This is a genomic window from Pseudomonas paraeruginosa PA7, from assembly GCF_000017205.1.
Lineage (GTDB): Bacteria > Pseudomonadota > Gammaproteobacteria > Pseudomonadales > Pseudomonadaceae > Pseudomonas > Pseudomonas paraeruginosa.
This window is the reverse complement of the sequence record NC_009656.1, coordinates 1,121,609-1,147,022: the sequence shown is the minus strand read 5'-3', so window position 1 is coordinate 1,147,022 and position 25,414 is coordinate 1,121,609. Positions and strand designations below refer to the sequence as shown.

The 25,414-nt window shown below is 68.3% G+C and carries 25 protein-coding genes and 1 pseudogene; 16 read left to right on the top strand and 10 right to left on the bottom strand.

What is annotated here, in order from left to right; all coding sequences use genetic code 11:
* The first annotated feature begins 17 nt into the window (after positions 1-17).
* Positions 18-425 (top strand): hypothetical protein, encoded by a 408-nt coding sequence (locus PSPA7_RS05460; RefSeq protein ID WP_012074454.1) that lies wholly within the window; start codon positions 18-20, stop codon positions 423-425.
* A 10-nt stretch (positions 426-435) separates the two neighbouring features.
* Here the strand turns inward: PSPA7_RS05460 and hrpB are convergent, their stop codons facing one another.
* Entirely contained in the window at positions 436-2,952 is a 2,517-nt protein-coding gene (gene hrpB, locus PSPA7_RS05455; protein WP_012074453.1) for an ATP-dependent helicase HrpB, read from the bottom strand.
* 141 nt (positions 2,953-3,093) lie between these two features.
* On the opposite strand from hrpB, the gene pmcY reads away from it, so the two are divergent.
* A complete protein-coding gene (gene pmcY / locus PSPA7_RS05450) occupies positions 3,094-3,510 on the top strand; it encodes a periplasmic Zn2+ metallochaperone PmcY (protein WP_012074452.1) in 417 nt (138 codons plus the stop codon).
* 87 nt (positions 3,511-3,597) lie between these two features.
* A complete protein-coding gene (gene fieF, locus PSPA7_RS05445; protein WP_003154127.1) occupies positions 3,598-4,494 on the top strand; it encodes a CDF family cation-efflux transporter FieF in 897 nt (298 codons plus the stop codon).
* On the opposite strand, the pseudogene PSPA7_RS32610 reads toward fieF, so the two are convergent.
* Positions 4,487-4,626, bottom strand: a pseudogene (locus tag PSPA7_RS32610) (DUF6515 family protein); the annotation flags it as partial. The gene fieF and the pseudogene PSPA7_RS32610 overlap by 8 nt on opposite strands.
* A gap of 329 nt (positions 4,627-4,955) precedes the next feature.
* On the opposite strand from PSPA7_RS32610, the gene PSPA7_RS05440 reads away from it, so the two are divergent.
* The 3 genes from PSPA7_RS05440 (at position 4,956) to PSPA7_RS05430 (ending at position 6,338) form a co-directional block, all read left to right on the top strand.
* The gene (locus PSPA7_RS05440) at positions 4,956-5,435 is read left to right on the top strand and encodes an Lrp/AsnC family transcriptional regulator (RefSeq protein ID WP_003106063.1); all 480 of its coding nucleotides are present in this window, start codon (positions 4,956-4,958) and stop codon (positions 5,433-5,435) included.
* 200 nt (positions 5,436-5,635) lie between these two features.
* Positions 5,636-5,845 carry a DUF2788 domain-containing protein gene (locus tag PSPA7_RS05435; RefSeq protein ID WP_003093125.1) on the top strand — a complete coding sequence of 70 codons (210 nt, stop codon included), beginning with the start codon at positions 5,636-5,638 and terminating at the stop codon, positions 5,843-5,845.
* A gap of 100 nt (positions 5,846-5,945) precedes the next feature.
* Positions 5,946-6,338, top strand: coding sequence for a globin (locus PSPA7_RS05430; protein ID WP_003154126.1), 393 nt, complete (start codon positions 5,946-5,948; stop codon positions 6,336-6,338).
* A gap of 33 nt (positions 6,339-6,371) precedes the next feature.
* On the opposite strand, the gene PSPA7_RS05425 is transcribed toward PSPA7_RS05430, so the two are convergent.
* On the bottom strand, positions 6,372-6,941 hold the full coding sequence (locus tag PSPA7_RS05425) for a pseudouridine synthase (protein ID WP_012074450.1): 570 nt from the start codon (positions 6,939-6,941) through the stop codon (positions 6,372-6,374).
* 138 nt (positions 6,942-7,079) lie between these two features.
* Between PSPA7_RS05425 and PSPA7_RS05420 the strand changes: the two genes are divergently transcribed.
* Complete coding sequence (locus PSPA7_RS05420) at positions 7,080-8,168, top strand: MBL fold metallo-hydrolase (RefSeq protein ID WP_012074449.1); 1,089 nt, start codon at positions 7,080-7,082, stop codon at positions 8,166-8,168.
* On the opposite strand, the gene PSPA7_RS05415 is transcribed toward PSPA7_RS05420, so the two are convergent.
* The 6 genes from PSPA7_RS05415 to ladS all read right to left on the bottom strand — a co-directional run bounded on the left by PSPA7_RS05415 (position 8,126) and on the right by ladS (position 15,628).
* The gene (locus PSPA7_RS05415) at positions 8,126-8,692 is read right to left on the bottom strand and encodes an SEC-C metal-binding domain-containing protein (RefSeq protein ID WP_012074448.1); all 567 of its coding nucleotides are present in this window, start codon (positions 8,690-8,692) and stop codon (positions 8,126-8,128) included. The genes PSPA7_RS05420 and PSPA7_RS05415 overlap by 43 nt on opposite strands.
* A 152-nt stretch (positions 8,693-8,844) precedes the next feature.
* Positions 8,845-10,344 carry an AMP nucleosidase gene (gene amn / locus PSPA7_RS05410; protein WP_023443091.1) on the bottom strand — a complete coding sequence of 500 codons (1,500 nt, stop codon included), beginning with the start codon at positions 10,342-10,344 and terminating at the stop codon, positions 8,845-8,847.
* Positions 10,345-10,398: 54 nt separating this feature from the next.
* On the bottom strand, positions 10,399-10,830 hold the full coding sequence (locus PSPA7_RS05405; protein ID WP_012074447.1) for a PaaI family thioesterase: 432 nt from the start codon (positions 10,828-10,830) through the stop codon (positions 10,399-10,401).
* A gap of 11 nt (positions 10,831-10,841) precedes the next feature.
* Entirely contained in the window at positions 10,842-12,491 is a 1,650-nt protein-coding gene (locus PSPA7_RS05400) for an acyl-CoA dehydrogenase family protein (protein WP_012074446.1), read from the bottom strand.
* Positions 12,488-13,135, bottom strand: a complete 648-nt coding sequence (locus tag PSPA7_RS05395; protein WP_012074445.1) for a TetR/AcrR family transcriptional regulator — start codon at positions 13,133-13,135, stop codon at positions 12,488-12,490. Before PSPA7_RS05395 ends, PSPA7_RS05400 begins: the two co-directional genes overlap by 4 nt.
* Before the next feature lie 105 nt (positions 13,136-13,240).
* Positions 13,241-15,628: a hybrid sensor histidine kinase/response regulator LadS gene (ladS, locus tag PSPA7_RS05390; protein WP_012074444.1), complete on the bottom strand. Its 2,388-nt coding sequence runs from the start codon at positions 15,626-15,628 to the stop codon at positions 13,241-13,243.
* A 208-nt stretch (positions 15,629-15,836) separates the two neighbouring features.
* Between ladS and PSPA7_RS05385 the strand changes: the two genes are divergently transcribed.
* The 4 genes from PSPA7_RS05385 (at position 15,837) to PSPA7_RS05370 (ending at position 19,350) form a co-directional block, all read left to right on the top strand.
* The gene (locus tag PSPA7_RS05385) at positions 15,837-16,634 is read left to right on the top strand and encodes a hydroxymethylpyrimidine/phosphomethylpyrimidine kinase (RefSeq protein WP_003157102.1); all 798 of its coding nucleotides are present in this window, start codon (positions 15,837-15,839) and stop codon (positions 16,632-16,634) included.
* A gap of 10 nt (positions 16,635-16,644) precedes the next feature.
* On the top strand, positions 16,645-17,274 hold the full coding sequence (gene thiE / locus PSPA7_RS05380; RefSeq protein ID WP_012074442.1) for a thiamine phosphate synthase: 630 nt from the start codon (positions 16,645-16,647) through the stop codon (positions 17,272-17,274).
* A gap of 38 nt (positions 17,275-17,312) precedes the next feature.
* Positions 17,313-18,596 carry a glutamate-1-semialdehyde 2,1-aminomutase gene (hemL, locus tag PSPA7_RS05375; RefSeq protein ID WP_012074441.1) on the top strand — a complete coding sequence of 428 codons (1,284 nt, stop codon included), beginning with the start codon at positions 17,313-17,315 and terminating at the stop codon, positions 18,594-18,596.
* Positions 18,597-18,801: 205 nt separating this feature from the next.
* The gene (locus PSPA7_RS05370) at positions 18,802-19,350 is read left to right on the top strand and encodes a tetratricopeptide repeat protein (RefSeq protein WP_012074440.1); all 549 of its coding nucleotides are present in this window, start codon (positions 18,802-18,804) and stop codon (positions 19,348-19,350) included.
* Between the two features lie 18 nt (positions 19,351-19,368).
* Here the strand turns inward: PSPA7_RS05370 and PSPA7_RS05365 are convergent, their stop codons facing one another.
* A complete protein-coding gene (locus PSPA7_RS05365; protein WP_003093157.1) occupies positions 19,369-19,701 on the bottom strand; it encodes a DUF1820 family protein in 333 nt (110 codons plus the stop codon).
* 127 nt (positions 19,702-19,828) lie between these two features.
* On the opposite strand from PSPA7_RS05365, the gene miaB reads away from it, so the two are divergent.
* From miaB to lnt, 5 genes are all read left to right on the top strand, one after another.
* Positions 19,829-21,169, top strand: a complete 1,341-nt coding sequence (gene miaB / locus PSPA7_RS05360; RefSeq protein ID WP_012074439.1) for a tRNA (N6-isopentenyl adenosine(37)-C2)-methylthiotransferase MiaB — start codon at positions 19,829-19,831, stop codon at positions 21,167-21,169.
* A 169-nt stretch (positions 21,170-21,338) separates the two neighbouring features.
* The gene (locus PSPA7_RS05355) at positions 21,339-22,361 is read left to right on the top strand and encodes a PhoH family protein (protein ID WP_003157107.1); all 1,023 of its coding nucleotides are present in this window, start codon (positions 21,339-21,341) and stop codon (positions 22,359-22,361) included.
* Positions 22,351-22,833 carry an rRNA maturation RNase YbeY gene (gene ybeY, locus PSPA7_RS05350; protein ID WP_003157108.1) on the top strand — a complete coding sequence of 161 codons (483 nt, stop codon included), beginning with the start codon at positions 22,351-22,353 and terminating at the stop codon, positions 22,831-22,833. The genes PSPA7_RS05355 and ybeY overlap by 11 nt, the downstream gene beginning before the upstream one ends.
* Positions 22,830-23,669: a CorC family transporter gene (locus PSPA7_RS05345; protein ID WP_012074437.1), complete on the top strand. Its 840-nt coding sequence runs from the start codon at positions 22,830-22,832 to the stop codon at positions 23,667-23,669. Before ybeY ends, PSPA7_RS05345 begins: the two co-directional genes overlap by 4 nt.
* 197 nt (positions 23,670-23,866) lie before the next feature.
* Positions 23,867-25,402: an apolipoprotein N-acyltransferase gene (gene lnt / locus PSPA7_RS05340; RefSeq protein ID WP_003157109.1), complete on the top strand. Its 1,536-nt coding sequence runs from the start codon at positions 23,867-23,869 to the stop codon at positions 25,400-25,402.
* The last annotated feature ends 12 nt before the right edge of the window (positions 25,403-25,414 follow it).

The window sequence follows — 25,414 nt, the reverse complement described above, 5'->3', positions numbered from 1 at the left end:
CCCGGAGGAGGAGCCCGATGCACACCGCGATTCCCTGCTGCACGATAAACGGTGAACAGCCCGCCCTGCTCGGCCAGGTCTGCCAGTCGCTGCTGATCCAGGAATGGTGGTGGGAGGGGCGCCCGGCGGACCCGGTGAACGTGGTCTACCTGCAGTTCGGGCAGCGCTGGTACCGCCTCTACTTCGAGGGTGAGACGGTGTTCTGGCGCAGCGGCGAGGCGCCGCGCCCCTGCGAGCGCGACGAGGGACCCGGCGAATATCGCCTGCACGACCTCGGCCAGCAGCGCGGGCTGGTCGGCGTGCGCCTGCTGGACCTGGGGTTCGTCCTCAACGGGCCGACCCTGGACAGCCATTTCGACTTCGCCGACGGCCAGCGCCTGAGCTTCCGTCACTTCCTCGACGACGACCTGACCCGGGTGCTCTGAGCGTCGCCGGCTACTTGCGCGGCCTGGCCCGCGCGGTGGCCTCGGCGATCAGCGGGTCGTCCGGCCAGTAGTGCTTGGGATAGCGCCCCTTGAGGTCCTTCTTCACCTCCGCGTAGGTGCTGCGCCAGAAATTCGCCAGGTCCTGGGTCACCTGCACCGGGCGCTGCGCGGGAGACAGCAGGTGCAGCTTCACCGCCAGGCGGCCCTGGGCGATGCGCGGGGTGTCGCCCAGGCCGAACAGCTCCTGCAGGCGCACCGCGAGGATCGGCGGGGTTTCGCTGTAGTCCAGGCGGATCCGCGAACCGGAGGGTACTTCCAGGGTTTTCGGCGCCCATTCGTCGAGGCGCTGCGGCAGCGGCCAGGGCAGCAGGCCGGCGAGCATCGAGGCGAGGTCGAGATTGGCGAAATGGGCCTGGCGGGTGACCTTGCCGAGGTAGGGTTGCAGCCAATCCTCCAGGCGCGCCAGCAGGGCCGCGTCGCCGAGGTCGGGCCAGTCGCTGGTATCGCCCCGTTCGAGGTCGAGCCGACGCAACAGGCTGATGCGCGCCTGCCACTGGCGTAGCTCCGGGGTCCAGGGCAACAACTCCAGTCCCTTGCGCCGGACCAGTCCGATCAGCGCCCGGCTGCGCGCCGCCTCGTCGAGGCCGGGCAGCGCCTCGCTGGACAGCACCAGCTCGCCGACCTTGCGCTGACGCTCGGCGCGCAGCACGCCCTCGCGCTCGTCCCACTCCAGTTCGTCGTGCAGGCCGACCTGTTCCACCAGGACCGTGTCGAACAGCGCCGGGTCGAGTTCGGCCGCCAGGTAGATGCGCTCCTCGCGCTGGCCCTGGCGACTGCCGAGGTCGGCGATCACCAGCCAGGGCTGTTTCATCAGGCTGTCCGGCTCGCCGAACTGCGCGGCGCGACCGTTGGCCAGCCGGTAGTCGCCGCCGCCGGCGCGGCGCTGGCGGGCGACGCGGTCGGGATAGGCGAAGGCCAGCAGGCAGCCGAGCCAGCGCGGATGCCCGGGATCGACCACCGCCTCGGCGACCGGCCCGCGCAGGTAGCCGCGGAACTGCCGGGCCAGTTGCCGGGCGCGCTGTACCGCGCTTCGCGAGGCGCCAGCGCGGGCTTCGCCGGCGAGCAGGGCGAGACGACTGTGCAGGTCGGCACCGCCGCCACGCTGTATATCGCGTTCGCCGAGCAGCGCCGCTACGTTGCAAGCCAGTTCGCCAAGGCCGAGGGCCTGGCCGCGCAGCAGCAGGTGGGCAATGCGCGGGTGGGTCGGCAACTCGGCCATCGCCTGGCCATGGGCGCTCAGCGCGCCGCTGGCGTTCAGCGCACCCAGCCGCCCGAGCAGGTCGCGGGCCTGGGCATAGGCCGCCGCGGGCGGCGCGTCGAGCCAGGCCAGCTCCTCCGGCGCCACGCCCCAGCGCGCCAGTTGCAGGGCCAGCCCGGCGAGATCGGCCTGGAGGATTTCCGCGCTGCCATAGGCCGGCAACTGTTCGTGCTGGGTCTCCGACCACAGCCGGTAGCACACCCCCGGCTCCAGGCGCCCGGCGCGACCGGCACGCTGGGTGGCGGAGGCGCGGGAGATGCGCTGGGTCTCCAGGCGGGTCATGCCGCTGCCCGGATCGAAGCGCGGCACCCGCGCCAGGCCGGCGTCGATCACCACTCGCACGCCATCGATGGTCAGGCTGGTCTCGGCGATGTTGGTCGCCAGCACCACCTTGCGCACCCCGGCCGGCGCCGGCTCGATAGCGGCGCGCTGGGCGGCGAGATCGAGTTCGCCATGCAGCGGGCAGAGCAGCACCGCGTCGCGTCCCTCGAGAGCCTCGCGCAGGCCGTCGTGTACGCGGCGGATCTCGGCCTGTCCGGGAAGAAAGACCAGCACGCTGCCGCTTTCCTCCGCCAGCGCCTGGAGCACCGCCTGCTGCACCCGCGGCTCGATGAACTCGCCGGGTTGCGCCGGCCGCCCCCAGCGGATATCCACCGGGAACATGCGTCCTTCGCTGCGCACCACCGGCGCCTCGCCGAGCAGCGCCGCAAGGCGCTCGCCCTCCAGGGTCGCCGACATCACCAGCACTTTCAGCGGCGGCTCGTCGCGCAACAGTTCGCGGCCATTGAGGGTCAACGCCAGGGCCAGGTCGGCATCCAGGCTGCGCTCGTGGAATTCGTCGAAGATCACCAGGCCGACGCCTTCCAGCGCCGGATCGTCCTGCAGGCGGCGGGCGAGTATGCCCTCGGTGACCACTTCGATGCGGGTCCGCGGACCGACCTTGTTCTCCAGGCGGATGCGATAGCCGACGGTCTCGCCGACCCGCTCCCCCAGCTCGGCGGCCAGCCGCTCGGCCGCCGCGCGCGCCGCCAGCCGGCGCGGTTCGAGCATGAGGATGCGCTGGCCGGCGAGCCAGGGCTCGCCGAGCAGGGCCAGCGGCACCCGGGTGGTCTTGCCGGCGCCCGGCGGGGCTTCGAGCACGGCCTGGTGGTGTTCGCCAAGGGCTTGGCGCAAGGCGGGAAGAACGGCATCGATGGGTAGGGAAATCATGGTGGCTCCGGACAGTCCGACGCAGTATACCGGCGAACCGGCGAGCGCCTTCGACGGTCTTATCGTCATGTCCAGGCCAGAAGATTGCCGAACCCTGGCCGATTGCTATAGTTCGCCGTCATGTCCACCCGGAGGTCCTCCATGCGCCTTGCCACCCGCGTTTCCTGTGCCGTTCTCAGCGCCGCCCTGCTGAGCCAGCTGTCGGCCTGCGGTACGCTGTTCTACCCCGAGCGGCGCGGCCAGATCGACGGCCGCATCGACCCGGCCATCGTCGCCTTCGACGCCATCGGCCTGCTGTTCTATATCATCCCCGGCCTGATCGCCTTCGGCGTCGACTTCGCCACCGGCGCCATCTACCTGCCCGACGCCAAGTACTCGGTCGCCCCGGAAGTGCTCAAGGATGCCGTCGGCGCGGACGGCAAGGTCGACAACCGCAAGCTCAAGGCGATCCTCGAGCGCGAGATCGGCCGCGAGCTGCCGCTCGACGACCCGCGCCTGATCCGCCACAGCGGCAACCTCGAGCAACTGGCGGCCTATGGCCTGAAGCCGGCCGCCTGATCCGTCGTCGCGGCGCGACCGTGCAGCAGTGCCCGGTCGCCACCCGGTTGGTTTACAGTGGCGCCAGTCTCCTCGCAGAAGCGCCCCATGAGTCCCGATTCCCCCCATGCCCGCCTGCTGCGCCTGGCCACCCTGGCCTCGCTCGGCGTCGCCGTCACCCTGGTCATCGGCAAGGCCATCGCCTGGTGGCTGAGCGGTTCGGTGAGCCTGCTCGCCGGCCTCACCGACTCCCTGCTGGACAGCGCCGCCTCGCTGCTCAACCTGCTGGCGGTGCATTATTCGCTGCGCCCGGCGGACGACGACCACCGCTACGGCCACGGCAAGGCGGAAGCGCTGGCCGGCCTGGCCCAGGCCATGTTCATCGGCGCCAGCGCAGTGCTGGTGGGGATCCAGGCGCTCGAGCAACTGCGCGATCCGCAGCCCCTCGGCTCGGCCGACTGGGGCATCGCGGTGATGCTCCTGTCGCTGCTGCTGACCGCCCTGCTCCTGGCCTTCCAGACCCATGTCATCCGCCGCACCGGCTCCACCGCGATCCGCGCCGACTCGCTGCACTACCGCTCGGACCTGCTGCTCAACGCCAGCATCCTCGTGGCGCTGCTGCTGACCCGTTACGGCTGGCCGCAGAGCGACGGCCTGTTCGGCCTCGGCATCGCCCTGTACATCCTCTGGAGCGCACTGCAGATCGCCCGCGAGTCGGTGTCGATCCTGATGGACCGCGAGCTGCCGACCGATATCAGCGAGCGCATGCGGGAACTGGCCTGCAGCGTGCCGGGCGTGCTCGGCGCGCACGACGTGCGCACGCGCATCTCCGGCAACCACTGGTTCGTCCAGTTGCACCTCGAGTTGCCCGGCGAGTTGAGCCTCTCCACCGCCCACGCGCTGACCGACCAGGCGGTGCTGGCGATCAGGCGCGAATACCCGAAGGCCGAGGTGCTGGTCCACGCCGACCCGCAGGAAGTGGTCGGCAGGGAAACCATCAGTTGACGCTGTAGCCACGCCCGCTCAGGCAAGCCGCCCTGGCCCGCCGGTAGCCGTTGGCGACCCGGCGGCCGGCGCGTAGGCCGCCGCCGGGTCGAAGCCGCTTTGGCCCACCGCCCAGCGCTGGCACTCGTAGCGAATCGCGGGCAAAGAAAAAGGGAGGTCCGTCGACCTCCCTTCCGGAGTAACTGTCCTGGCTCGGCGCTGTTGGCGGCGGCTCACCTCACTCCACCTTCTGGGCGGTGTGCAACCCGGAGGCCGGCGCAACCCTGTAGGGTCGGCGGCCACGGCAGGCCTGATTGGGCGTGCCGTGATGGACGAGATGTCCGGGCCGTGAATCTGGGTAAAAGAATACGTCGCCAGGCGCGACCAATGATTGCTAATATTGCTCACCATAAGACTTATTGCGCAATAAATCACTCAAATACACCTTGCCAACGGCAATCAACCCGAAAGAATCCCTCGCCATGAACAAACTCGACCGCTACGACCTGCGTATTCTCGAAGAGCTCCAGCGCGACGCACGCATCTCCAACCAGGAACTGGCAGAACGGATAGGCCTGTCGCCATCGCCCTGTTCGCGACGGGTCAAGCAGCTCGAGGACGACGGCTACATCGTCCGCCAGGTGGCCCTGCTGGACCGCAAGAAGCTCGGCCTGAGCCTCACCGCCTTCGTCCTCATCGGCATGGACCGGCACACCCCGGAACGCTTCGAGCACTTCCAGGAAGTCATCGGCAAATGCCCGGAAGTGCTGGAGTGCAGCCTGGTCACCGGAATGGACGCGGACTACCAGCTGAAGGTCGTGGTGCCGGACATGGACCATTACCAGAAGCTCCTGCTCGGTACCCTCACGCGCATCGAAGGGGTCTCCAGCGTGCGCTCCAGTTTCGTCCTGAACCAGGTACTGGCGAGTACCGAACTGCCGCTGGAGCACCTGCGCGATTGATCGGAGCGAGACTTGGGACATGACACGGAACAGGCGGCATGCCGTATAATCGGCAGCCTGTTTCAGTTGTCATGCCCGCGTGGCCCCCGCACATAAAGAGCTCCCGCTCGTAGAACGATAAACGCCTTGCCCGCCCCCCATGGCACGCTCCGTCCGACCGCGAGCCGGACTTCGTTTGCTTGAAAATCCGGAGGTTGCCAATGGATCCCGAACTGTTCGAAGAGTGGATGATGACCGGTCTGGTGACCGTCCTGATCCTGTTCATGGCTTTCATCGTCTGGGACCTGGCGAAGAAATCCAAGGCCGGCAAGTTCGGCACCCTGATCCTGTTCTTCGCCCTCGGCCTGGGCGTGCTGGGCTTCATCATCAAGGGCCTGGTCATCGGCAGCCTCGAAGGCGCGGGTATGTAACCCCGCCGCCGCGCGCGTCATCCAACTACTCGTTATCCATCCGCCGGCCCACCCAACGGGGCCGGCTCGCCTTGCCATTGCCTAGAACAAGGGAGTCGCCATGAACGCCGCCGACCGCGTCATGCAGAGTTATGGACGCTGCTGTGCCAGCACCGGATTCTTCGATGATTTCTACCGGCATTTCCTTGCCAGTTCCCCGCAGATTCGCGGCAAGTTCGCCACCACCGACATGACCGCGCAGAAACACCTGCTGCGCGCCGGGATCATGAACCTGGTGATGTACGCTCGCGGCATGTCCGACAGCAAGCTGCGCGCCCTCGGCGCCAGTCATTCGCGCGCCGCGCTGGATATCCGTCCGGAACTCTACGACCTGTGGCTCGACGCCCTGCTGATGGCGGTCGCCGAGCACGACCGCGACTGCGACGCCGAGACCCGCGACGCCTGGCGCGACGTGATGGGTCGCGGCATCGCCGTGATCAAGTCGTACTACTGATCGGTCCGCGCCCGCTGGACGACGCCCCTCTCGTCAGTCCAGCCGCGCCGGCACTTCCCGCCACTCCCCCAGGCCCAGGCCGTCCAGGCTCCAGGGACCGATCCGCACCCGCACCAGCCGCAGCGTCGGCAAGCCCACCGCCGCCGTCATCCGCCGCACCTGGCGATTGCGCCCCTCGCGGATCACCAGCTCCAGCCAGTGGGTCGGCACCGACTTGCGAAAACGCACCGGCGGCACCCGCTCCCACAAGGCCGGCTCGTCCAGCAGACGCGCCTCGGCGGGCAGGCTCGGGCCGTCGTTGAGCGTCACCCCCTCGCGCAGACGCCGCAATTGATCCTCCTCCGGCGTGCCTTCGACCTGTACCCAGTAGGTCTTCGGCAGCTTGTGCCGGGGGTCGGCGATGCGCGCCTGCAGGCGCCCATCGTTGGTCAGCAGCAGCAGACCCTCGCTGTCGCGGTCCAGGCGCCCGGCCGGATACACGCCCGGCACCGGGATGAAGTCCTTGAGGGTCGACCGACCTCGCTCGTCGTTGAACTGGGTCAGTACGTCGAACGGCTTGTTGAACAGCAGCAGCCTCGGCTCGCTCGGTGGCGCCTTGGGCACGCGACGCGGCGCGGACCGGGCGGGAGGACGCTGGGAAGAACGCGGGGGACGGGACATGACTGGAAACGAGTTGGCTTGATCGGGATACCGGGCGGCATGCTAGGTTGTCGGCGAGCCTGACCGCAAGAGCATCCCCTCATGCCTTCCCTGCGTCCCACCTGGCTGATCAGCCTGCTGACCCTGGCCGGCTGCACCGGCAGCGCCTACCAGGGCCCGCCCTCGGATCATTTCGACGGCGAGCGTTTCCGCAACATCCAGCCCACCGAGCAGAAGAGCCTGCGCGACCTGCTCAAGTGGCAATGGAACCGTCCGCCGCAGCGCCCCTGGATCGCCCTGCCGCCCACGGAAACCCCGGCCAGGGTGGACGAACGCGCACACGGCGACGAATTGCGGGTCACCTACATCAACCACGCCACCCTGCTGATCCAGCACCGTGGCCTGAACATCCTCACCGACCCGGTCTGGTCGCAGCGAGTCAGCCCGCTCCCCTTCATCGGCCCGAAGCGCCACCACCCACCCGGACTGACCCTCGACCAGTTGCCGCCGATCGACCTGATCCTGGTCAGCCACAACCACTACGATCACCTCGACCTGGAAAGCCTGCGCCAGCTCCACCGGCGCTGGCCGGCGGCCAAGGTGGTCAGCGGCCTGGGCAACGCCGGGCTGATCCGCCGGACCGGCTTCGTCGATGTCGAGGAAATCGACTGGTGGCAGGAGCTGGCGCTGGGCGAGGGCATGACCCTCCACGGCGTACCGGTGCAGCACTGGTCGTCGCGCACCCGCAGCGACACCAACCGCACGCTCTGGCTCGGCTTCGTCATCGACTCGCCGGACGGCCCGTTGCTGTTCCCCGGCGATACCGGGCTAGGCCCGGAGTTCGAGCTGATCCGCCGGCGCTTCGGGCCGCTGCGCTTCGCCGCCCTGCCGATCGGCGCCTACGCGCCGCGCTGGTTCATGCGCAACCACCACATGAACCCCGAGGACGCGGTGCAGGCCCATCGCACGCTGCAGGCGCAAACCAGCATGGCCATCCACTTCGGCACCTTCAATCTCACCGACGAAGAGCAGGACGACCCGCCCCGGGCGCTCCGGGCGGCGCTGCTCGCCCAGGGCGTGGACGCCACCAGCTTCCGGGCGCCGAAGCCGGGCGAACAGTGGCGCGTCGCGCCGCGCGCCGAGCAGGTTCAGGAGGTCGAGGACACCAGGCGCGTGCAGCAATTGCGGTAGCGCTTGCCGCTGCCACAGGGGCAGGCCTGGTCAGCGCGACCGCCGAGCGCCAGCCAGCTTTCCAGGCGCCCGGACATGCCGGCCAGGCGCTCGCGGGCTTCCTCGTCGAGTCCGGCGCGGGACAACCGGCGCTGCAGGCCGAGGTAGTCCTCCAGCAGCACGTCGCGACTCAGCGCCTGGTACTGGTCGGCCAGCGGCACGCCTTCGTAGCGCCGTTGCGGATCGGCCAGGAAGGCGATGGCTTGCGCCTGCGGCAGGACGTTCCACAGGTTGCCGCGCGGATCGCGCCAGCAGGCACCGAACCGCGCGCGCAAGGCCAGGCCGCGCCATTCTTCGAGGATCCAGCCGTCGACCCGCTCACCACCGAGGCTGTCCACCGCCCGCCCGACCGAGAACCACGGCTCGCCAGCCAGGCTTTCCGGCATCGGCAGGGGCGATGCCACTTCCGGCGTGCCGTCCGGCACCAGGCGGCGGGCGAAACGACGCAGCGGGTTGCTGAGATGGGGCGGGGCACTGAACGGCATGGGGTTCACATCGATGGGCAGGCATGGTCGTTCCGACCGGCAGGAGGCGCCGCGGTTCCGCGCGGAGCGAAGGGCCATCATTGTAAGCCCTCGACGTCGCGCGGCGTAGCGGGGCGCCCCCGGTTTTCACGAGGAAGGCGGGAGGCGACGGCTCAACGGAACGGCGGCTCGTCGAAACTGCGCAACTTGCGCGAGTGCAGCGAGTTGAGCTGGCTGCGCAGCAGGTCGAGGGCAGCGATGCCGATCCGCAGGTGCTGGTTCACCGCGCGCTCGTAGAAGGCGTTGGCCGAGCCGGGCAGCTTGATCTCGCTGTGCAGCGGCTTGTCCGAGACGCACAGCAGCGTGCCGTAGGGCACCCGCAGGCGATAGCCCTGGGCGGCGATCGTACCGCTCTCCATGTCCACCGCGATGGCCCGCGCCAGGTTGATCAGCGGCCGCTCCTGGGCCCAGCGCAGTTCCCAGTTGCGGTCGTCGTAGGTCAGCACGGTGCCGGTGCGCAGGCGCCGCTTGAGGGCTTCGCCACGCTCGCCGGTGACGTCGGCGGCGGCCTCCTGCAGGGCCACCTGGACCTCGGCCAGCGCCGGGATCGGGATATGCGGCGGCAGGGCGCGGTCGAGAATGCCGTCGCGGCGCATGTAGGCATGGGCCAGCACGTAGTCGCCGATGGTCTGCGACTGCCGCAGGCCGCCGCAGTGGCCGATCATCAGCCAGCAATGCGGACGCAGCACGGCCAGGTGGTCGGTGATGTTCTTCGCGTTGGACGGGCCGACCCCGATGTTGACCAGGGTGATGCCGTCGCCGTCGGCGGCGATCAGGTGGTAGGCCGGCATCTGGTAGCGGTGCCAGACCACCCCGGCGACGATGGCGTTGGCCTCGCCCTCGTCCATCCCGCGCTCGATGATCACGTTGCCCGGCAGGACCATGCGCACGAAGCGCGGGTCCTCGCGCAGGCGGGTCAGGCCGAGGCGGATGAACTGGTCGACGTAGCGGTGGTAGTTGGTCAGCAGGATCCACGGCTGAACGTGGCGCCAGTCGCTGCCGGTGTAGTGCACCAGGCGGCGCAGGGAGAAGTCCACCCGCGCGGCGTCGAACAGCGCCAACGGCAACTGGTCGGCGCGCTCCCATTCGTAGAGCCCATCGGCGATGTCGTCGGAGGCGGCGGACAGGTCGGTGCTGGGGAACACCCGCGCCAGCTCGGCGGCGGTCACCCCGGAGCCGGCCAGCTCGTCGCCCTGCTCGACCACGTAGGGATAGGGAATGTCCTGTTGGCTCGGGCCGACCTGCACCTGCACGGTGAAATCGTCCATCAGCGGACGCAACTGTTCCAGCAGGTACTTGCGGAAGGCGTCGGGGTGGGTGACGGTGACACTATAGTCGCCCGGCACCTGGACCTTGGCGTAGGCGCGGGTAGAGGACGGCACCTCGCCCTGGCAGCGGTAGCCGATGCGCAGTTGCGGGTAGTGGAAGTTCTGCCGCTCGGCCTCGCTCGGCTCGACGCGCTCCTTGATGTAGCGCTTGAGCGCCTGGCTCAGCGCCGAAGTAGCCTCGCGATGCAGCGCGGCGAGGCGGTCGACGGCCTCCTCGGCCGTGCGGGCGACGACGAACCCGTCGTCGGAATCGATACTCATGGTGGATTTCCTGTCGGTTCGCATGGGAAACATCTTGCCTGTACCGACAGGAAAACACAGCGCTTTTCTCCCGTTGCCTCATTCGGGCAACGCCACTACCGCCATGGTCACGGTGGCCTTGCTGAACAGGCATCGCCGGCCGCCCTCCTCGGCGAACACCTCGGCCTCGACCACCGTCACCTGGCGCCCGGCCTTGAGCACCTCGGCGCGACACAACAGGCGCTGGCAGCGCGCCGGGCGCAACAGGTTGAGCTTGAACTCGAGGGTCAGCACCGTCTGCCCCTCCGCCACCAGGGTCGCGGCGGCGGCCCCGGCGGCATGGTCGGCCAGGGTCGCCTGGACCCCGGCATGGATGAAGCCGTTCTGCTGGGCGTGGCGGGGCAGGATGTCCAGCCCCGCTTCGACCCAACCCGGCCCGCAGTCCAGCGGACGGATGCCGAGGTCGCCGACGAAACTGGCCGCGGCGAAGCCCTGCTCGACCAGCTCCCGGTAGCGCGGATGCGCCTGCATCGCGGCGCGCCTCAGGCCAGGTGCGGGGTGGCGCGAGCCAACAGCGCCTCGACCTCGGCGCCACGCGGCAGGGTGCCGTAGACCCGCCCGCCGTCGCCCAGGCGACTGCCGATGAAGGCATCGGACACCACGGAGTTGCCGGCTTCCAGCAACAGCTTGGCCTGCAGGGCGACCGCCACGTCCTCGGTGAGCTGACGGGCGCGGTACTGGATGTCGGCGGTGTCGGCGAAAGCTGCCTTGAGGTTGCCGATGTGCGCGGCGAGACGGGCATCGCCATGGCCGTCGCCAAGTTCGGCGAACAGCGCGTCGAGCACGCCCGGCTCCTTCGACAGGGCACGCAGCACGTCCAGGCACTGGACGTTGCCGGAACCTTCCCAGATCGAGTTCACCGGCGCCTCGCGGTACAGCCGCGGGAGGATGGTTTCCTCGACGTAGCCGGCACCGCCCATGCATTCGGAGGCTTCGTTGATCATCGCCGGCGCACGCTTGCAGATCCAGTACTTGCCCACCGCGGTGACCAGGCGGGCGAACTTCTCCTCCTGCTCGTCGTGGGCACGGTCCAGGGCATGCCCCATACGCAGGGTCAGGGCCAGGGCCGCCTCGCTTTCCAGCGCCAGGTCGGCGAGCACGTTCTGCATCAGCGGCTGCTCGGCCAGCACCCGCCCGCCGACCTTGCGGTAGGCGCAGTGGTGCGCGGCCTGGGTCAACGCCTGGCGCATCAGCGCGCTGGAACCGATCATGCAGTCGAAGCGGGTCATGGCGACCATCTCGATGATGGTCGGCACGCCACGGCCCTCCTCGCCGACCATCCAGGCCAGGGCGCCGCGGTACTCGATCTCGCTGGAGGCGTTCGACCAGTTGCCCAGCTTGTCCTTCAGGCGCTGGATGTAGAACTGGTTGCGGCTACCGTCCGGCCGGTGGCGCGGCAGCAGGAAGCAGGTCAGGCCCTTGTCGGTATAGGCCAGGGTGAGGAAGGCGTCGCACATCGGCGCCGAGCAGAACCACTTGTGCCCGACCAGTTCGTAGGCCTGGCCCGGCCCGGGAATCCCCACCGGGTAGGCCCGCGTGGTGTTGGCACGGACGTCTGTGCCGCCCTGCTTCTCGGTCATTGCCATGCCGATGGTGACGCCCGCCTTCTGCTCCATCGCCACGTTGCGCGGGTCGTACTCGCGGGAGAGGATCTTCGGCAGCCATTTCTCGGCCAGGTCCGCCTGCAGGCGGATCGCCGGCACGCTGGCGTAGGTCATGGTCAGCGGGCAACCGGTGCCGGCCTCCGCCTGGCTGTGCAGGTAGGACAGCCCGGCCCGCGCCACCTGGGCGCCGGGTCGCGGGTCGGTCCAGGGCAGCGAGGGCAGTTCGTGCTCGATGGCGGCGCGCATCAGCTCGTGGTAGGCGGGATGGAACTCCACCAGGTCGACGCGGTTGCCGTAGCGGTCGTGGCTGTGGAATTCCGGTTTGTGCTGGTTGGCCAGGAAGCCGGCCGCCATCAGCGGGCCGCCGGCCAGCTCGCCGTAGCGCTGAAGGCGCTCCTCGGCCCAGCCGCCCTGGTAGCGACGCACCCACTCCTGGAGAGGCAGGTCGAGGCGGTAGAGGTTGGCGCCATCCAGCGACGGTACCTGGTTGGTCACTTCGTGGGTTTCGGCGTACTGGTGCAGGTTCATGAGGGTTCCTCGCAGACAGGCGCGCCCACCGCGCGCAGGCAGAAGTTCACCAGAGCCGTACTCACCGGCTCCAGACTCGGTTCCGGCTGGCCGCTGTCGCGAGCGGCGCGCGCCGGGGGAGACAAGGGGCCGACCAGCGCCTCGGCGATGGCCCCGACCAGGCAGGCCGCGGCAAGCGGCACCAGGGAAAGCCGGAATGCGCCGCTGCGCCGGCCTTCCTCGAGCAGTTCGACGAACAGCGCGGCGTAGGCCTCGCGATAGCGCAGGCGCTGCTCGTCGACTTCCGGGTCCACCGGCTCGGCGATCAGGGCGAAGGCCAGCCGCTGGCTGCTCCAGGCGCGCGCGGCGAAGCGCCGCAAGCCCTCGGCCAGGCGCCAGGCGGGCGCGCCGGGACCGCGCAGGACGACGGCCAGGGCATCGACCTCACGCTGGCTGGCGCGGCGGAAGATTTCCGCCGCCAGCTCGCCCTTGCCACGGAAATGGCGGTACAGGCTGCCGGTGGCGATCCCCGCGTCGTCGGCCAGGGCCTGCATGGTCAGCGCGGCGAAACCGCCCTCCGCGACACGCCGCAGGCCCAGCTGGAGGATACGCTCGCGCAGCGCGGAATCGCGTTGCAGGCGGCGTTCGGTGACACGATAGACCATGACTGAATCCGGATTCACTTTTTCCCAGTGAATCACGCTTCAGGCTTTGCCTAAAGAGACATACAGGTCGCGCAGGCCGGCATTTCAGCCAGCCGAGGAAAGGCTTCAGGCGGACTTGGTGACGATCGGCTGGCACAGCAGCCAATCGTGCAGCAGGGTCTGCAACTCTTCGAACTTGACCGGCTTGGCCATGTAGTCGCTCATGCCTGCCGCCAGGCAGCGCTCGCGATCGCCGCTGTGGCTGTGGGCGGTCAACGCCAGCACCGGCAGTTCCGCGCAGCCGGGCAGCGCGCGGATCGCCCGACAGGTGGCGAAGCCGTCCATCACCGGCATCTGGCAGTCGAGCAGGACGCCGTCCGGCCGCTCGCGCGCCAGCGACTCCAGCGCCTCGCTGCCGTTGTCGGCGGTGCGCACCCGGTAGCCGAGCTTGAGCAGCATGCCGCGAGTCACCAACTGGTTGATGGCATTGTCCTCCACCACCAGCACCGTGCACTCCTCGGGACGCCGCACCGCCTGCCCGCCGGCGCGCCGCGGCGGCGGCGCCAGGCCCTGGGCCGGCTGGGTCAGTTGCAGGCGCAGGAGGAAGCGGCTGCCCTGTCCCGGCCGGGACTCATGGCTCAGCTCGCCGCCAAGCAGCTCCACCAGCTTGCGGCACAACGCCAGGCCGATGCCAAGCCCACCATAGCCCCGGGTCAGCGAGCTGTCGGCCTGGACGAAGCGCTGGTAGAGGTCGCTGCCGGCGGCCATGTCGAAACCGATGCCGGTGTCGATCACCTCCACCCGCAACGCCACGCCGTCATGGGTACGCCCGGCGGCGACGCGCAGGGTCACGCTGCCCCTGGCGGTGAACTTGATCGCGTTGTCGATCAGGTAGCCCAGCGCCTGGGCCAGCTTGCCGGCATCGCCTTCGAGGGTATCCGGCAGGCTGTCGTCCAGTTGCAGGACGAAGCGCAGGCCCTTCTCCTCGGCGCGCGGCGCGTATTGCGCGCGCAGGCTGTCGAACAGCCCGCGCAGGCTGAACGGCTCGCGCCGCGGGTAGAGCTTGCCGGCCTGCAGCTCGATGAGGGCGAGGATGTCGTTGACCATCCGCATCATGTCCCGCGCCGAGCCGGCGGCGGTGCGCTGGTACTCGGCGAGTTCGACGTCCATCGGCACCGTCTGCATCAGTTCCAGCGAACCGATCACCCCGCTCATCGGCGTGCGCAACTCGTGAGTGACGGTGGCGAGGAACTCGTCCTTCAGGCGGTTGCTGTTGGCCAGTTCCTGGTTCAGTGCCTCCAGCTTGCGGCTGGACTCCTGGAGGATTCGCGCGCGCTCCTCCTTCATCGCGTTGATCCGGTCGGCCAGCGCCAGCGACAGCAGACCCACCTCCAGCGCCGAACCGATCTGGCTGGCATACATGGTGAGGAACATGTTCGGCAGGTAGCCCAGCACCATCAGGGTGTTGACGATGCCGCCGAGGAGGAAGGCGGTCCAGGCGATGATGAAATAGCGCGCCACCCGCATGCCGCGCAGCCAGGCGAGGATGCCGGCGGCGAAGATCAGGCCGGTGAAGGCCAGCGCCAGGTAGGTGGCCAGGCGCAGGGCCACGGCGTAGCTCATGGTCAGCGCCAGCAGCATCACCAGCGCACCGACCGCCATCAGCGCCAGCAGGCCGCGATCGACCCACACGCTGTGGTCGCGGGTGTGCAGGAAACTGCGGGCGAACTGGCAGCCGAACAATGCCGCCGAGCCGATCAGGAACGGCGTGGCGGCGTTCGCCCACCAGGGGTTATCGGGCCAGAAGTATTCGATGCCGGCACCGTTCACCGACACCTGGTAGAGACCGAACGAGGCGATGTAGAGGATGTAGTAGAGATAGCTGGTGTCGCGGACGCTGAGGAAGATGAACAGGTTGTAGATCAGCATCACCAGCAGCACGCCGTAGATGATGCCGAGCACGTAGATGCGCCCGGGCTGCTCTTCCAGGTAGGCCTTGGGCGACCAGAGGGTCAGCGGCGCCTGGATCGACCCCTGGCTTTCCAGCCGCAGGTAGACGCGTTGCGGCTTGTTCGGCTCCAGCGGCAGCTCGAAGAGGTAGTTGTTCTGCCGGATCGGCCGGCTGGCGAACGGCAGGGTGTCGCCGGTGCGCTGGGCCAGGCGGTAGCCGCCCTGGCCGTCGGGCAGGTACAGGTCGAGCTTGTCCAGCGGCGGATAGGCCAGCTCCAGCAGCCAGGTGCGCGGAACGCCCGTGGCCAGCGGACGATAGTCGAGGTCCAGGCGCAGCCAGAACACCGAGCGCGAATAGCCGGCGTTCAATACCTCCTTGTCATGGCGGCGAAAGCTGCCATCGATGGCTCGGGAGGTGATGTCGTTGATGTCGGCGCTGCCACGCACGTCCTCGAAGACGTCGATGGACTGCCCCAGCGGCAGGCGCTCGACCCGTTCGTCGAAGCTCACCGCGCCCGCCAGGCAGGGCAACGCAAGAAGAAAGAGAATCAGCCAGTGCCGCATGATGCCCCGCAATGCCCCTCGAGCGGACCGGGAGCCCCACCTCCCTCGATATGGTCCGCCCTTGGCGGGCGTTGTTTGAATATCGCCGAACTTTAGCACACGCCGCGCCACATCCGGCCTGGCGAGCGTCACAGGCTGGCCGGCCGATGCGGCCGAAGGTCGCCCGCGCCTCCGCCGCACGACGCTTTTAGTGGTAAGCTCCCGCGCCATGAAAACACCGACCTCCCGCCCCGTAGTGCTTTGCCTGTCCGGCCACGACCCCAGTGGCGGTGCCGGCCTGCAGGCCGACATCGAAGCCCTGCTCGCCCAGGGTTGCCATGCCGCCCCGGCGGTCACCGCGCTGACCGTGCAGGACACCGTCAACGTCAGCGACTTCCGCGTCCTCGACCGTGAATGGGTGCTGGCCCAGGCCAACGCCGTGCTCGCCGACCTGCCCGTCGCCGCGGTCAAGCTGGGCATGCTCGGTTCGCTGGAGATGGTCGACACGGTGATCGAACTCCTCGCCACCCACCCGCACCTGCCGGTGGTCTGCGACCCGGTGCTGCGCGCCGGCGGCGGCGGCGCGCTGGGCAAGGGCGACGTCGGTTTCGCCATGCGCGAGCGGCTGCTGCCGCGCGCCACCATCGCCACCCCCAACCTGCCGGAAGCGCGCCTGCTCGCCGACCTGCCGGAAGGCAGCGCCGACCAGTGCGCCGAGCGCCTGCTGGAGCATTGCCAGCACCTGCTGATCACCGGCGGCCACGGCGATGAAAGCGAAGTGCACAACCGCCTGTACAGCCGCGACGGCAGCCGCCACACCTTCACCTGCCAGCGCCTGCCCGGCAGCTACCATGGCTCCGGCTGCACCCTGGCCAGCACCCTGGCCGGCCGCATCGCCCTCGGCGAAGCGCTGCACGGCGCCGTGCAGAGCGCCCTCGACTACACCTGGCGCACCCTGCGCGACGCCGAGAGCCCGGGCCACGGCCAGTACGTGCCGCGCCGCCTGCCCACCGACTTCTGCCACTGAGAGCCACGAGATGAAGCTGCGCGGCCTGTACGCCATCACCGATAGCCAGCTACTGGACGACGGTCGCCTGCTGCCCTACGTCGAAGCGGCGCTGCGCGGCGGCGCGCGCCTGCTGCAGTACCGCGACAAGTCCTGCGACCAGGCGCGGCGCCTGCGCGAGGCGGCAAGCCTGCGCGAACTCTGCGAGCGGCATGGCGCGCAGCTCATCGTCAACGACGACGCCGAACTCGCTGCGCGCCTGGGCGTCGGCGTGCACCTCGGCCAGACCGACGGTTCGCTGTCCGCGGCGCGCGCCCTGCTCGGCCGCCAGGCGCTCGTCGGCGCCACCTGCCATGCCAGCCTGGAACTGGCCGAGCAGGCGGTGGCCGACGGCGCCAGTTATGTCGCCTTCGGCCGCTTCTTCAACTCCAGCACCAAACCCGGCGCTCCCGCCGCCAGCGTCGAACTGCTCGACCAGGCACGGCCGCGCCTGCACCTGCCGATCACCGCCATCGGCGGCATCAGCCTGGACACCGCGCCCGGCCTGATCGCCCGCGGCGTCGACCTGATCGCCGTGATCCATGCGCTGTTCGCCGCCGCATCCGCCGCCGAGGTGGAACGCCGCGCCCGCGCCTTCAGCGCCCTGTTCGAAACCGCCTGACGCCTCCGCGCCTCGCCCGAAGAGATAGAGAGCTAGCCATGTCCCGTTCCGAAACGCTGTTCAGCAACGCCCAGAAACACATCCCCGGCGGGGTCAACTCCCCGGTGCGCGCCTTCAAGAGCGTCGGCGGCACCCCGCTGTTCTTCAAGCATGCCGAAGGCGCCTATGTGCTGGACGAAGACGACAAGCGCTACGTGGACTACGTCGGCTCCTGGGGCCCGATGATCCTCGGCCACAGCCACCCGGACGTGCTCGACGCGGTGCGCCGGCAGCTCGACCACGGCCTGTCCTACGGCGCGCCGACCGCGCTGGAAGTGGAAATGGCCGACCTGGTCTGCGCCATGGTGCCGTCGATGGAAATGGTGCGCATGGTCAGCTCCGGCACCGAGGCGACCATGAGCGCGATCCGCCTGGCCCGGGGCTATACCGGACGCGACAGCATCATCAAGTTCGAAGGCTGCTACCACGGCCACTCCGACAGCCTGCTGGTGAAGGCCGGCTCCGGCGCCCTGACCTTCGGCGTGCCGAATTCCCCGGGCGTGCCGGCGGCCTTCGCCAAGCACACCCTGACGCTGCCTTTCAACGACATCGAGGCGGTGCGCGAGACCCTCGCCGAGGTCGGCACGGACGTCGCCTGCATCATCGTCGAGCCGGTCGCCGGCAACATGAACTGCGTGCCGCCGGCGCCGGGCTTCCTCGAAGGCCTGCGCGAGGCTTGCGACGAGCATGGCGTGGTGTTGATCTTCGACGAGGTGATGACCGGCTTCCGCGTTGCCCTCGGCGGCGCCCAGGCCTACTACGGGGTCACCCCGGACCTGTCGACTTTCGGCAAGATCATCGGCGGCGGCATGCCGGTGGGTGCCTTCGGCGGCAAGCGCGAGATCATGCAGCAGATATCCCCGCTGGGCCCGGTCTACCAGGCCGGCACCCTGTCGGGCAACCCGCTGGCGATGGCCGCCGGCCTGACCACCCTGCGCCTGATCAGCCGCCCCGGCTTCCATGACGAGCTGGGCGCCTACACCACGCGCATGCTCGAGGGCCTGCAGCAGCGCGCCGACGCCGCCGGCATCCCCTTCGTCACCACCCAGGCCGGCGGCATGTTCGGCCTGTATTTCACTGACGCCGAGGCCATCGTCACCTTCGAGGACGTGATGACCAGCGATGTGGAGCGTTTCAAGCGCTTCTTCCACCTGATGCTCGACGGCGGCGTGTACCTGGCGCCGAGCGCCTTCGAAGCCGGTTTCACCTCGATCGCCCATGGCGACAGGGAACTGGAAATCACGCTGAACGCCGCAGAGAAAGCCTTCGCCGCGCTGAAGTGACCTCCCTTACGGCGCCCTTCCGGGCGCCGCCCGCCCCTGGCGCAGGACATTCCTACCCGAAACGCATAGGCACACCGACAAAGTTCCCGAAAAGACAGTAAAGACTTTGTAAGGAGGCGTCGGCTTATTTCATAATGTGAGGGTCAGCGCATTTCGTTGGCCGGGCAGCCCTTGCCCGCCCCGATCCAGGAGGTGTCTTCCCCTCATGTTCCGTACCGGCCGCACCCTCGCCCTGGGTTGCCTGTTGCTCCTCCAGCCGCTGCTCGCGCAGGCGGGAGGCAACTCGTTGCTGATTCCAGCGACCGGCCGCTGCGCGCTGAACACCGTTCCCGAAGAATTGCAGCAAGCCCTCGCCACCTGCCAGAAGGTCGCCAACGACGGCGACGCCGAGGCGCAATACGAACTGGGCGAGTTCTTCTACGACGGCCAGCGCATCCCGCGCGACCTCCAGGCCGCCCTCAACTGGTTCGAGAAAGCTTCGCTGCAGGGCCATGCCCTGGCCCAGTACCACCTGGGCACCATGTTTTTCCGCGGCGAAGGGGTACCGGCGAACAACGTACAGGCCTACATCGTGCTGAAGATGGCCGCGGTGAACGGCGCCGAGGACGCGCTGGACAGCGCCGACCTGGTGGCCGAGCAGATGAACCGCGACGAGCTGGACATCGCCACCCGGGTTCTCGGCCAGATCTTCCGCAACTATCTGATCGAGTTGCAGACCGCCGGCGGCGTCACGCCCTTCGCGCCGCTGCCCTGACCCTCGCGCCCAAGTGGATCAGTCGCTCTTGCCGGGCATCGGCATGGGGAACGGCATGACGTTGCCGGCACCCTTGGCCTCGCTGATCTTCGGCGTGCCGAGGCGCTCGACCTCGTCGATACGGACGATCGCATGCATCGGCACGAAGCTGCGCAGCACGCCTTCGAACTGCGCCTTGAGCTTCTCCTCGCTGGGATCCACCACCACCTGGGTACGCTCGCCGAAGACGAACTCCTCGATTTCCAGGAAGCCCCACAGATCGCTCTGGTAGATCTGCTTGGCGTACATCTCGAAGACCTGGCCCTGGTTGAGGAAAATCACCTTGTAGATGGGGTTTTCGCGCTTGTTCATGGCGGGGAAAGCAATGCCGGAAAAAGAAGGGCGCGAATCATAGCACAGCCTTTCGGCCAGCAACGCTAGGAAGCCGGCCCCCCTCCCTCTATAATGCCCGGTCCTTTCGAACTGTCCGACGAAGCGCATGGCCAAGAAGCTTTTCATCGAAACCCACGGCTGCCAGATGAACGAGTACGACTCCTCGCGAATGGCGGACCTGCTCGGTGAACACCAAGCCCTCGAGGTGACCGAAAACGCCGCCGAGGCCGACGTCATCCTGCTCAATACCTGCTCGATTCGCGAGAAGGCCCAGGAAAAGGTGTTTTCCAAGCTGGGCATGTGGCGCGACCTGAAACAGCAGAATCCCGACCTGGTGATCGGCGTCGGCGGCTGCGTGGCCAGCCAGGAAGGCGCCGCGATCCGTGAGCGCGCGCCCTATGTCGACGTGGTCTTCGGCCCGCAGACACTGCACCGCCTGCCGGAAATGATCGATGCCGCGCGCAGCACGCGCAAGCCGCAGGTCGACGTGTCCTTCCCGGAGATCGAGAAGTTCGACCGCCTGCCGGAGCCGCGGGTCGACGGTCCCACGGCCTTCGTCTCGGTGATGGAAGGCTGCAGCAAGTATTGCAGCTTCTGCGTGGTGCCCTATACCCGCGGCGAGGAAGTCAGCCGGCCGTTCGACGACGTCATCGCCGAGGTCATCCACCTGGCCGAGAATGGCGTCCGCGAAGTCACCCTGCTCGGGCAGAACGTCAATGGCTTCCGCGGCCAGACCCACGACGGCCGTCTCGCCGACTTCGCCGAGTTGCTGCGGGTGGTCGCCGCCGTCGACGGAATCGAGCGGATCCGCTACACCACCTCGCACCCGCTGGAGTTCTCCGACGCGCTGATCCAGGCCCACGCCGAGGTGCCGGAACTGGTGAAGTTCATCCACCTGCCGGTGCAGTCGGGCTCGGATCGCGTGCTGGCGGCGATGAAGCGCAACCACACGGTGCTGGAGTACAAGTCGCGGATTCGCAAGCTGAAGGCCGCGGTCCCGGACATCTGCATCAGCTCCGACTTCATCGTCGGCTTCCCCGGGGAAACCGAAAAGGACTTCGAGCAGACCATGAAACTGGTGGAAGAGGTCGGCTTCGACTTTTCCTTCTCCTTCATCTACAGCGCGCGTCCCGGCACGCCCGCCGCCGATCTCGCCGACGACCTGCCGGAAGAAGTGAAGAAACGGCGCCTGCAGATCCTCCAGGGCCGCATCCACCAGCAGGGCTACGAGATCAGCCGGCGGATGGTCGGCAGCACCCAGCGGATCCTGGTCACCGACTTCTCGAAGAAGGACCCCGGCATGCTCCAGGGGCGCACCGAGAACAACCGGATCGTCAACTTCCGCTGCGACAATCCACGCCTGATCGGCCAGTTCGCCCAGGTGCACATCGACGACGCGCTGCCGCACTCGCTGCGTGGCACGCTGATCGAGGGCACCCTGCACTGAGCCGGCACGACCGTACGGCGGCGCCGCTGAACCTTCCCGCCGTGCCGCTGAACCAACGATTCAGCAGGCGCGCCGGGAGCGCCACCGCGATGCGGCAACTTTGCGCGAGGGTATCCAGCGGTTATCCTCTTCCCTATCAACCAGCCACTGGCGAGTACGACAGAACACCTTGAACGCCCCCCAGGAACTTCATCGATTCATCCTCGAGCCGTTCGACGCCCGCAGCTTCGCGACACTTTGCGGGCAGTTCGACGAACATCTCCACCAGATCGAGAAACGTCTCGATATCGAGATCCGCAACCGCGGCAACCAGTTCGAGCTGGCCGGCGAACCGCGCCGGACCAAGGTCGCCGAACGCCTGCTGCAGCGCCTCTACCGCGAAGCGCAGAACGGTACCGATCTCAGCCCCGACACCGTGCACCTGTTCCTCCAGGAGTCCGGCCTGGAAGACCTCGAGGAGCTGCAGAGCGCGCCGCAGATCACCCTGAAGTCGCGCAAGGCGCACATCCGCCCGCGCGGCGCCAACCAGCAGCGCTACGTCAAGGCGATCCTCGACCACGACATCAACTTCGGCATCGGCCCGGCCGGCACCGGCAAGACCTACCTCGCCGTGGCCTGCGCGGTGGACGCCCTGGAGCGCGAGCAGATCCGCCGCATCCTGCTGGTGCGCCCGGCGGTCGAGGCCGGCGAGAAGCTCGGCTTCCTGCCCGGCGACCTGTCGCAGAAGATCGACCCCTACCTGCGCCCACTGTACGACGCCCTCTACGAGATGCTCGGTTTCGAGCACGTGGCCAAGCTGATCGAGCGCAACGTCATCGAGGTCGCGCCGCTGGCCTACATGCGCGGGCGCACGCTGAACAACAGCTTCATCATCCTCGACGAGAGCCAGAACACCACCGTCGAGCAAATGAAGATGTTCCTCACCCGGATCGGCTTCGGCTCCACCGCGGTGATCACCGGCGACGTCACCCAGGTCGACCTGCCGCGCGGCACCCGCTCCGGCCTCAGGCACGTGATCGAGGTGCTGCAGGACGTCCCCGGCATCAGTTTCACCCACTTCAAGCCCAAGGACGTGGTGCGCCACCCGCTGGTGCAGCGTATCGTCGAAGCCTACGAACGCCACGAAAGTCGCCAGCAGGGCCAGGTGCGACCGGTCGATGGGAGCGGCAAGGGCGGTCACGATGCCGCTTGAGCTCGACCTGCAGGTCGCCAGTGACGCCGCCGACCTGCCCAGCGAGGCGCAGTTCCGCGCCTGGTGCGAACTGGCCCTGCGCCAGCGGGCGGAGTCGGAACTGACCATCCGCCTGGTGGACGAGGCCGAGGGCCTGGAGCTGAACAGCACCTACCGGCACAAGGACTACGCGACCAACGTGCTGTCCTTTCCCGCCGACGTGCCGGAGGAGTTCCTCGATATCCCGCTGCTCGGCGACCTGGTCATCTGCGCCCCGGTGGTCGCCCGCGAGGCGCGCGAACAGCACAAGCCCCTGCAGGCCCACTGGGCGCACCTGGTGATCCACGGCTGCCTGCACCTGCTCGGCTACGACCATATCGACGACGCCGAAGCGGAAGAAATGGAAACACTGGAACGTGAATTGCTGGCGGAACTGGGCCATCCCGACCCATACGCCTGCGACGACGAAGAGCCACCGAGCAAGGAAAAATGAGCGAAGACCGATCGAGCAACGGGCACAAGTCCTGGCTGGACAAGATCACCCAGGCTTTTGCCCACGAGCCGAGAAACCGCCAGGAGCTCCTCGAGCTGCTGCGCGATGCCCACGACAACAAGCTGCTGGACAGCGAGGCGCTGTCCATCGTCGAGGGGGCGATCCAGGTCGCCGACCTGCAGGTTCGCGACATCATGGTGCCGCGTTCGCAGATGATGAGCATCCGCTCGACCCAGACGCCGAAGGAATTCCTCCCCGCCATCATCGAGGCCGCCCACTCGCGCTATCCGGTGATCGGCGAAAGCCTCGACGACATCATGGGCGTGCTGCTGGCCAAGGACCTGCTGCCACTGATCCTGCACAACGACGAGCGTCCGTTCGACATCAAGGAACTGCTGCGCCCGGCCACCTTCGTTCCCGAATCCAAGCGCCTCAACGTCCTGCTCCGCGAATTCCGCGCCAACCGCAACCACATGGCCATCGTCATCGACGAATACGGCGGCGTGGCCGGCCTGGTGACCATCGAGGACGTGCTGGAGCAGATCGTCGGCGACATCGAGGACGAGCATGACGTCGAGGAAGACAGCTACATCAAGCCGCTGCCCAGCGGCGATTTCATCGTCAAGGCGCTGACTCCGGTGGATGCCTTCAACGACTTCTTCGGCTCGGAGTTTTCCGACGAGGAATTCGACACCGTCGGCGGCCTGGTGATGAGTGCCTTCGGCCATCTGCCCAAGCGCAACGAGGTGGTAGAACTCGGCGAGTTCCGCTTCCGCGTGCTCAACGCCGACAGCCGCCGCGTGCACCTGCTGCGCCTGTCTCCACTGCAGAACTGAGCCTGCTCCCCCTGCGCCACGGTGCGGGGGGCATCTTCCCTCGTCGTCCTTCTGGCGTCTCGCCAGCCCCTCCTTTACTCTTGCGCCTTGCGCCAGACCGGCACGTCCGCCGGTGACGCCGCGGGCGGCTTGCGTCGGCCCCGGAAAGCGGCCCGTGTCTGCGCAGTCGGACATTGAACAGGTTCTAAGGACATTCGATGCGTTGGATTTCTCGTCCCGGCTGGCCCGGGCACCTGCTGGCGCTGGCCGCGGGCGCGCTCACCCCACTGGCCCTGGCGCCCTTCGACTACTGGCCGCTGGCGATCCTCTCGATCGCCCTGCTCTATCTCGGCCTGCGCGGCCTGCCCGCCCGCGCCGCGCTATGGCGCGGCTGGTGGTACGGCTTCGGCGCGTTCGGCGCCGGCACCAGCTGGATCTACGTCAGCATCCACGACTATGGCGCCGCCTCGGTGCCGCTGGCGAGCTTCCTGATGCTCGGCTTCACCGCCGGCGTCGCCTTCTTCTTCGCCCTGCCGGCCTGGCTGTGGGCGCGCTGCCTGCGCCGCGACAACGCGCCGCTGGGCGACGCCCTGGCGTTCGCCGCGCTGTGGCTGGCGCTGGAACTGTTCCGCAGCTGGTTCCTCACCGGCTTCCCCTGGCTCTATGCCGGCTACAGCCAACTGCAGGGCCCACTGGCCGGGCTGGTCCCGGTGGGCGGCGTGTGGCTGTCGTCCTTCGTCATCGCTCTCAGTGCGGCCCTGCTGGTGAACCTGCCGCGCCTCTTCCCGCACGGTGCCAGCCTGCTGCTGGCGCTGGTCCTGCTGCTCGGCCCGTGGGCGGCCGGCCTCTATCTCAAGGGCCACGCCTGGACCCATTCGGCCGGCGAACCGCTGAAGGTAGTGGCGATCCAGGGCAACATCGCCCAGGAGCTGAAGTGGGACCCGACGCAGGTCCGCGCGCAACTCGACCTCTACCGCGACCTGAGCCTGCCGCAGCAGGACGTCGACCTGATCGTCTGGCCGGAAACCGCGGTGCCGATTCTCAAGGACATGGCCAGCGGCTACCTCGGCGCCATGGGCCAGGTCGCCGCCGACAAGAAGGCCGCGCTGATCACCGGAGTACCGGTGCGCGAGCGCCTCGCCGACGGAAACAGCCGCTACTTCAACGGCATCACCGTGGTCGGCGAAGGCGCGGGCACCTACCTCAAGCAGAAGCTGGTGCCGTTCGGCGAATACGTGCCGCTGCAGGACCTGCTGCGCGGCCTGATCGCCTTCTTCGACCTGCCCATGTCCGACTTCGCCCGCGGTCCGGCCGACCAGGCGCTGCTCAAGGCCAAGGGCTACGAGATCGCCCCGTACATCTGCTATGAAGTGGTCTATCCGGAGTTCGCCGCCGCCCTCGCGGCGCAGAGCCAGGTCCTGCTGACGGTGAGCAACGATACCTGGTTCGGCACCTCCATCGGCCCGCTGCAGCACCTGCAGATGGCGCAGATGCGCGCCCTGGAGAGCGGCCGCTGGATGATCCGCGCGACCAACAATGGCGTCACCGGGTTGATCGATCCCTACGGCCGGATCGTCAAGCAGATCCCGCAGTTCCAGCAGGGCATCCTGCGTGGCGAGGTGATACCGATGCAGGGCCTCACGCCCTACCTGCAGTACCGTGTCTGGCCGCTGGCCGGCCTGGCCGGCGTGCTGCTGCTATGGGCCCTGCTCGGTCGCCGGTTGCGCCCGCAGGAGCGCCGGCTGTTCGGCTGAGGCCAGCGCTCG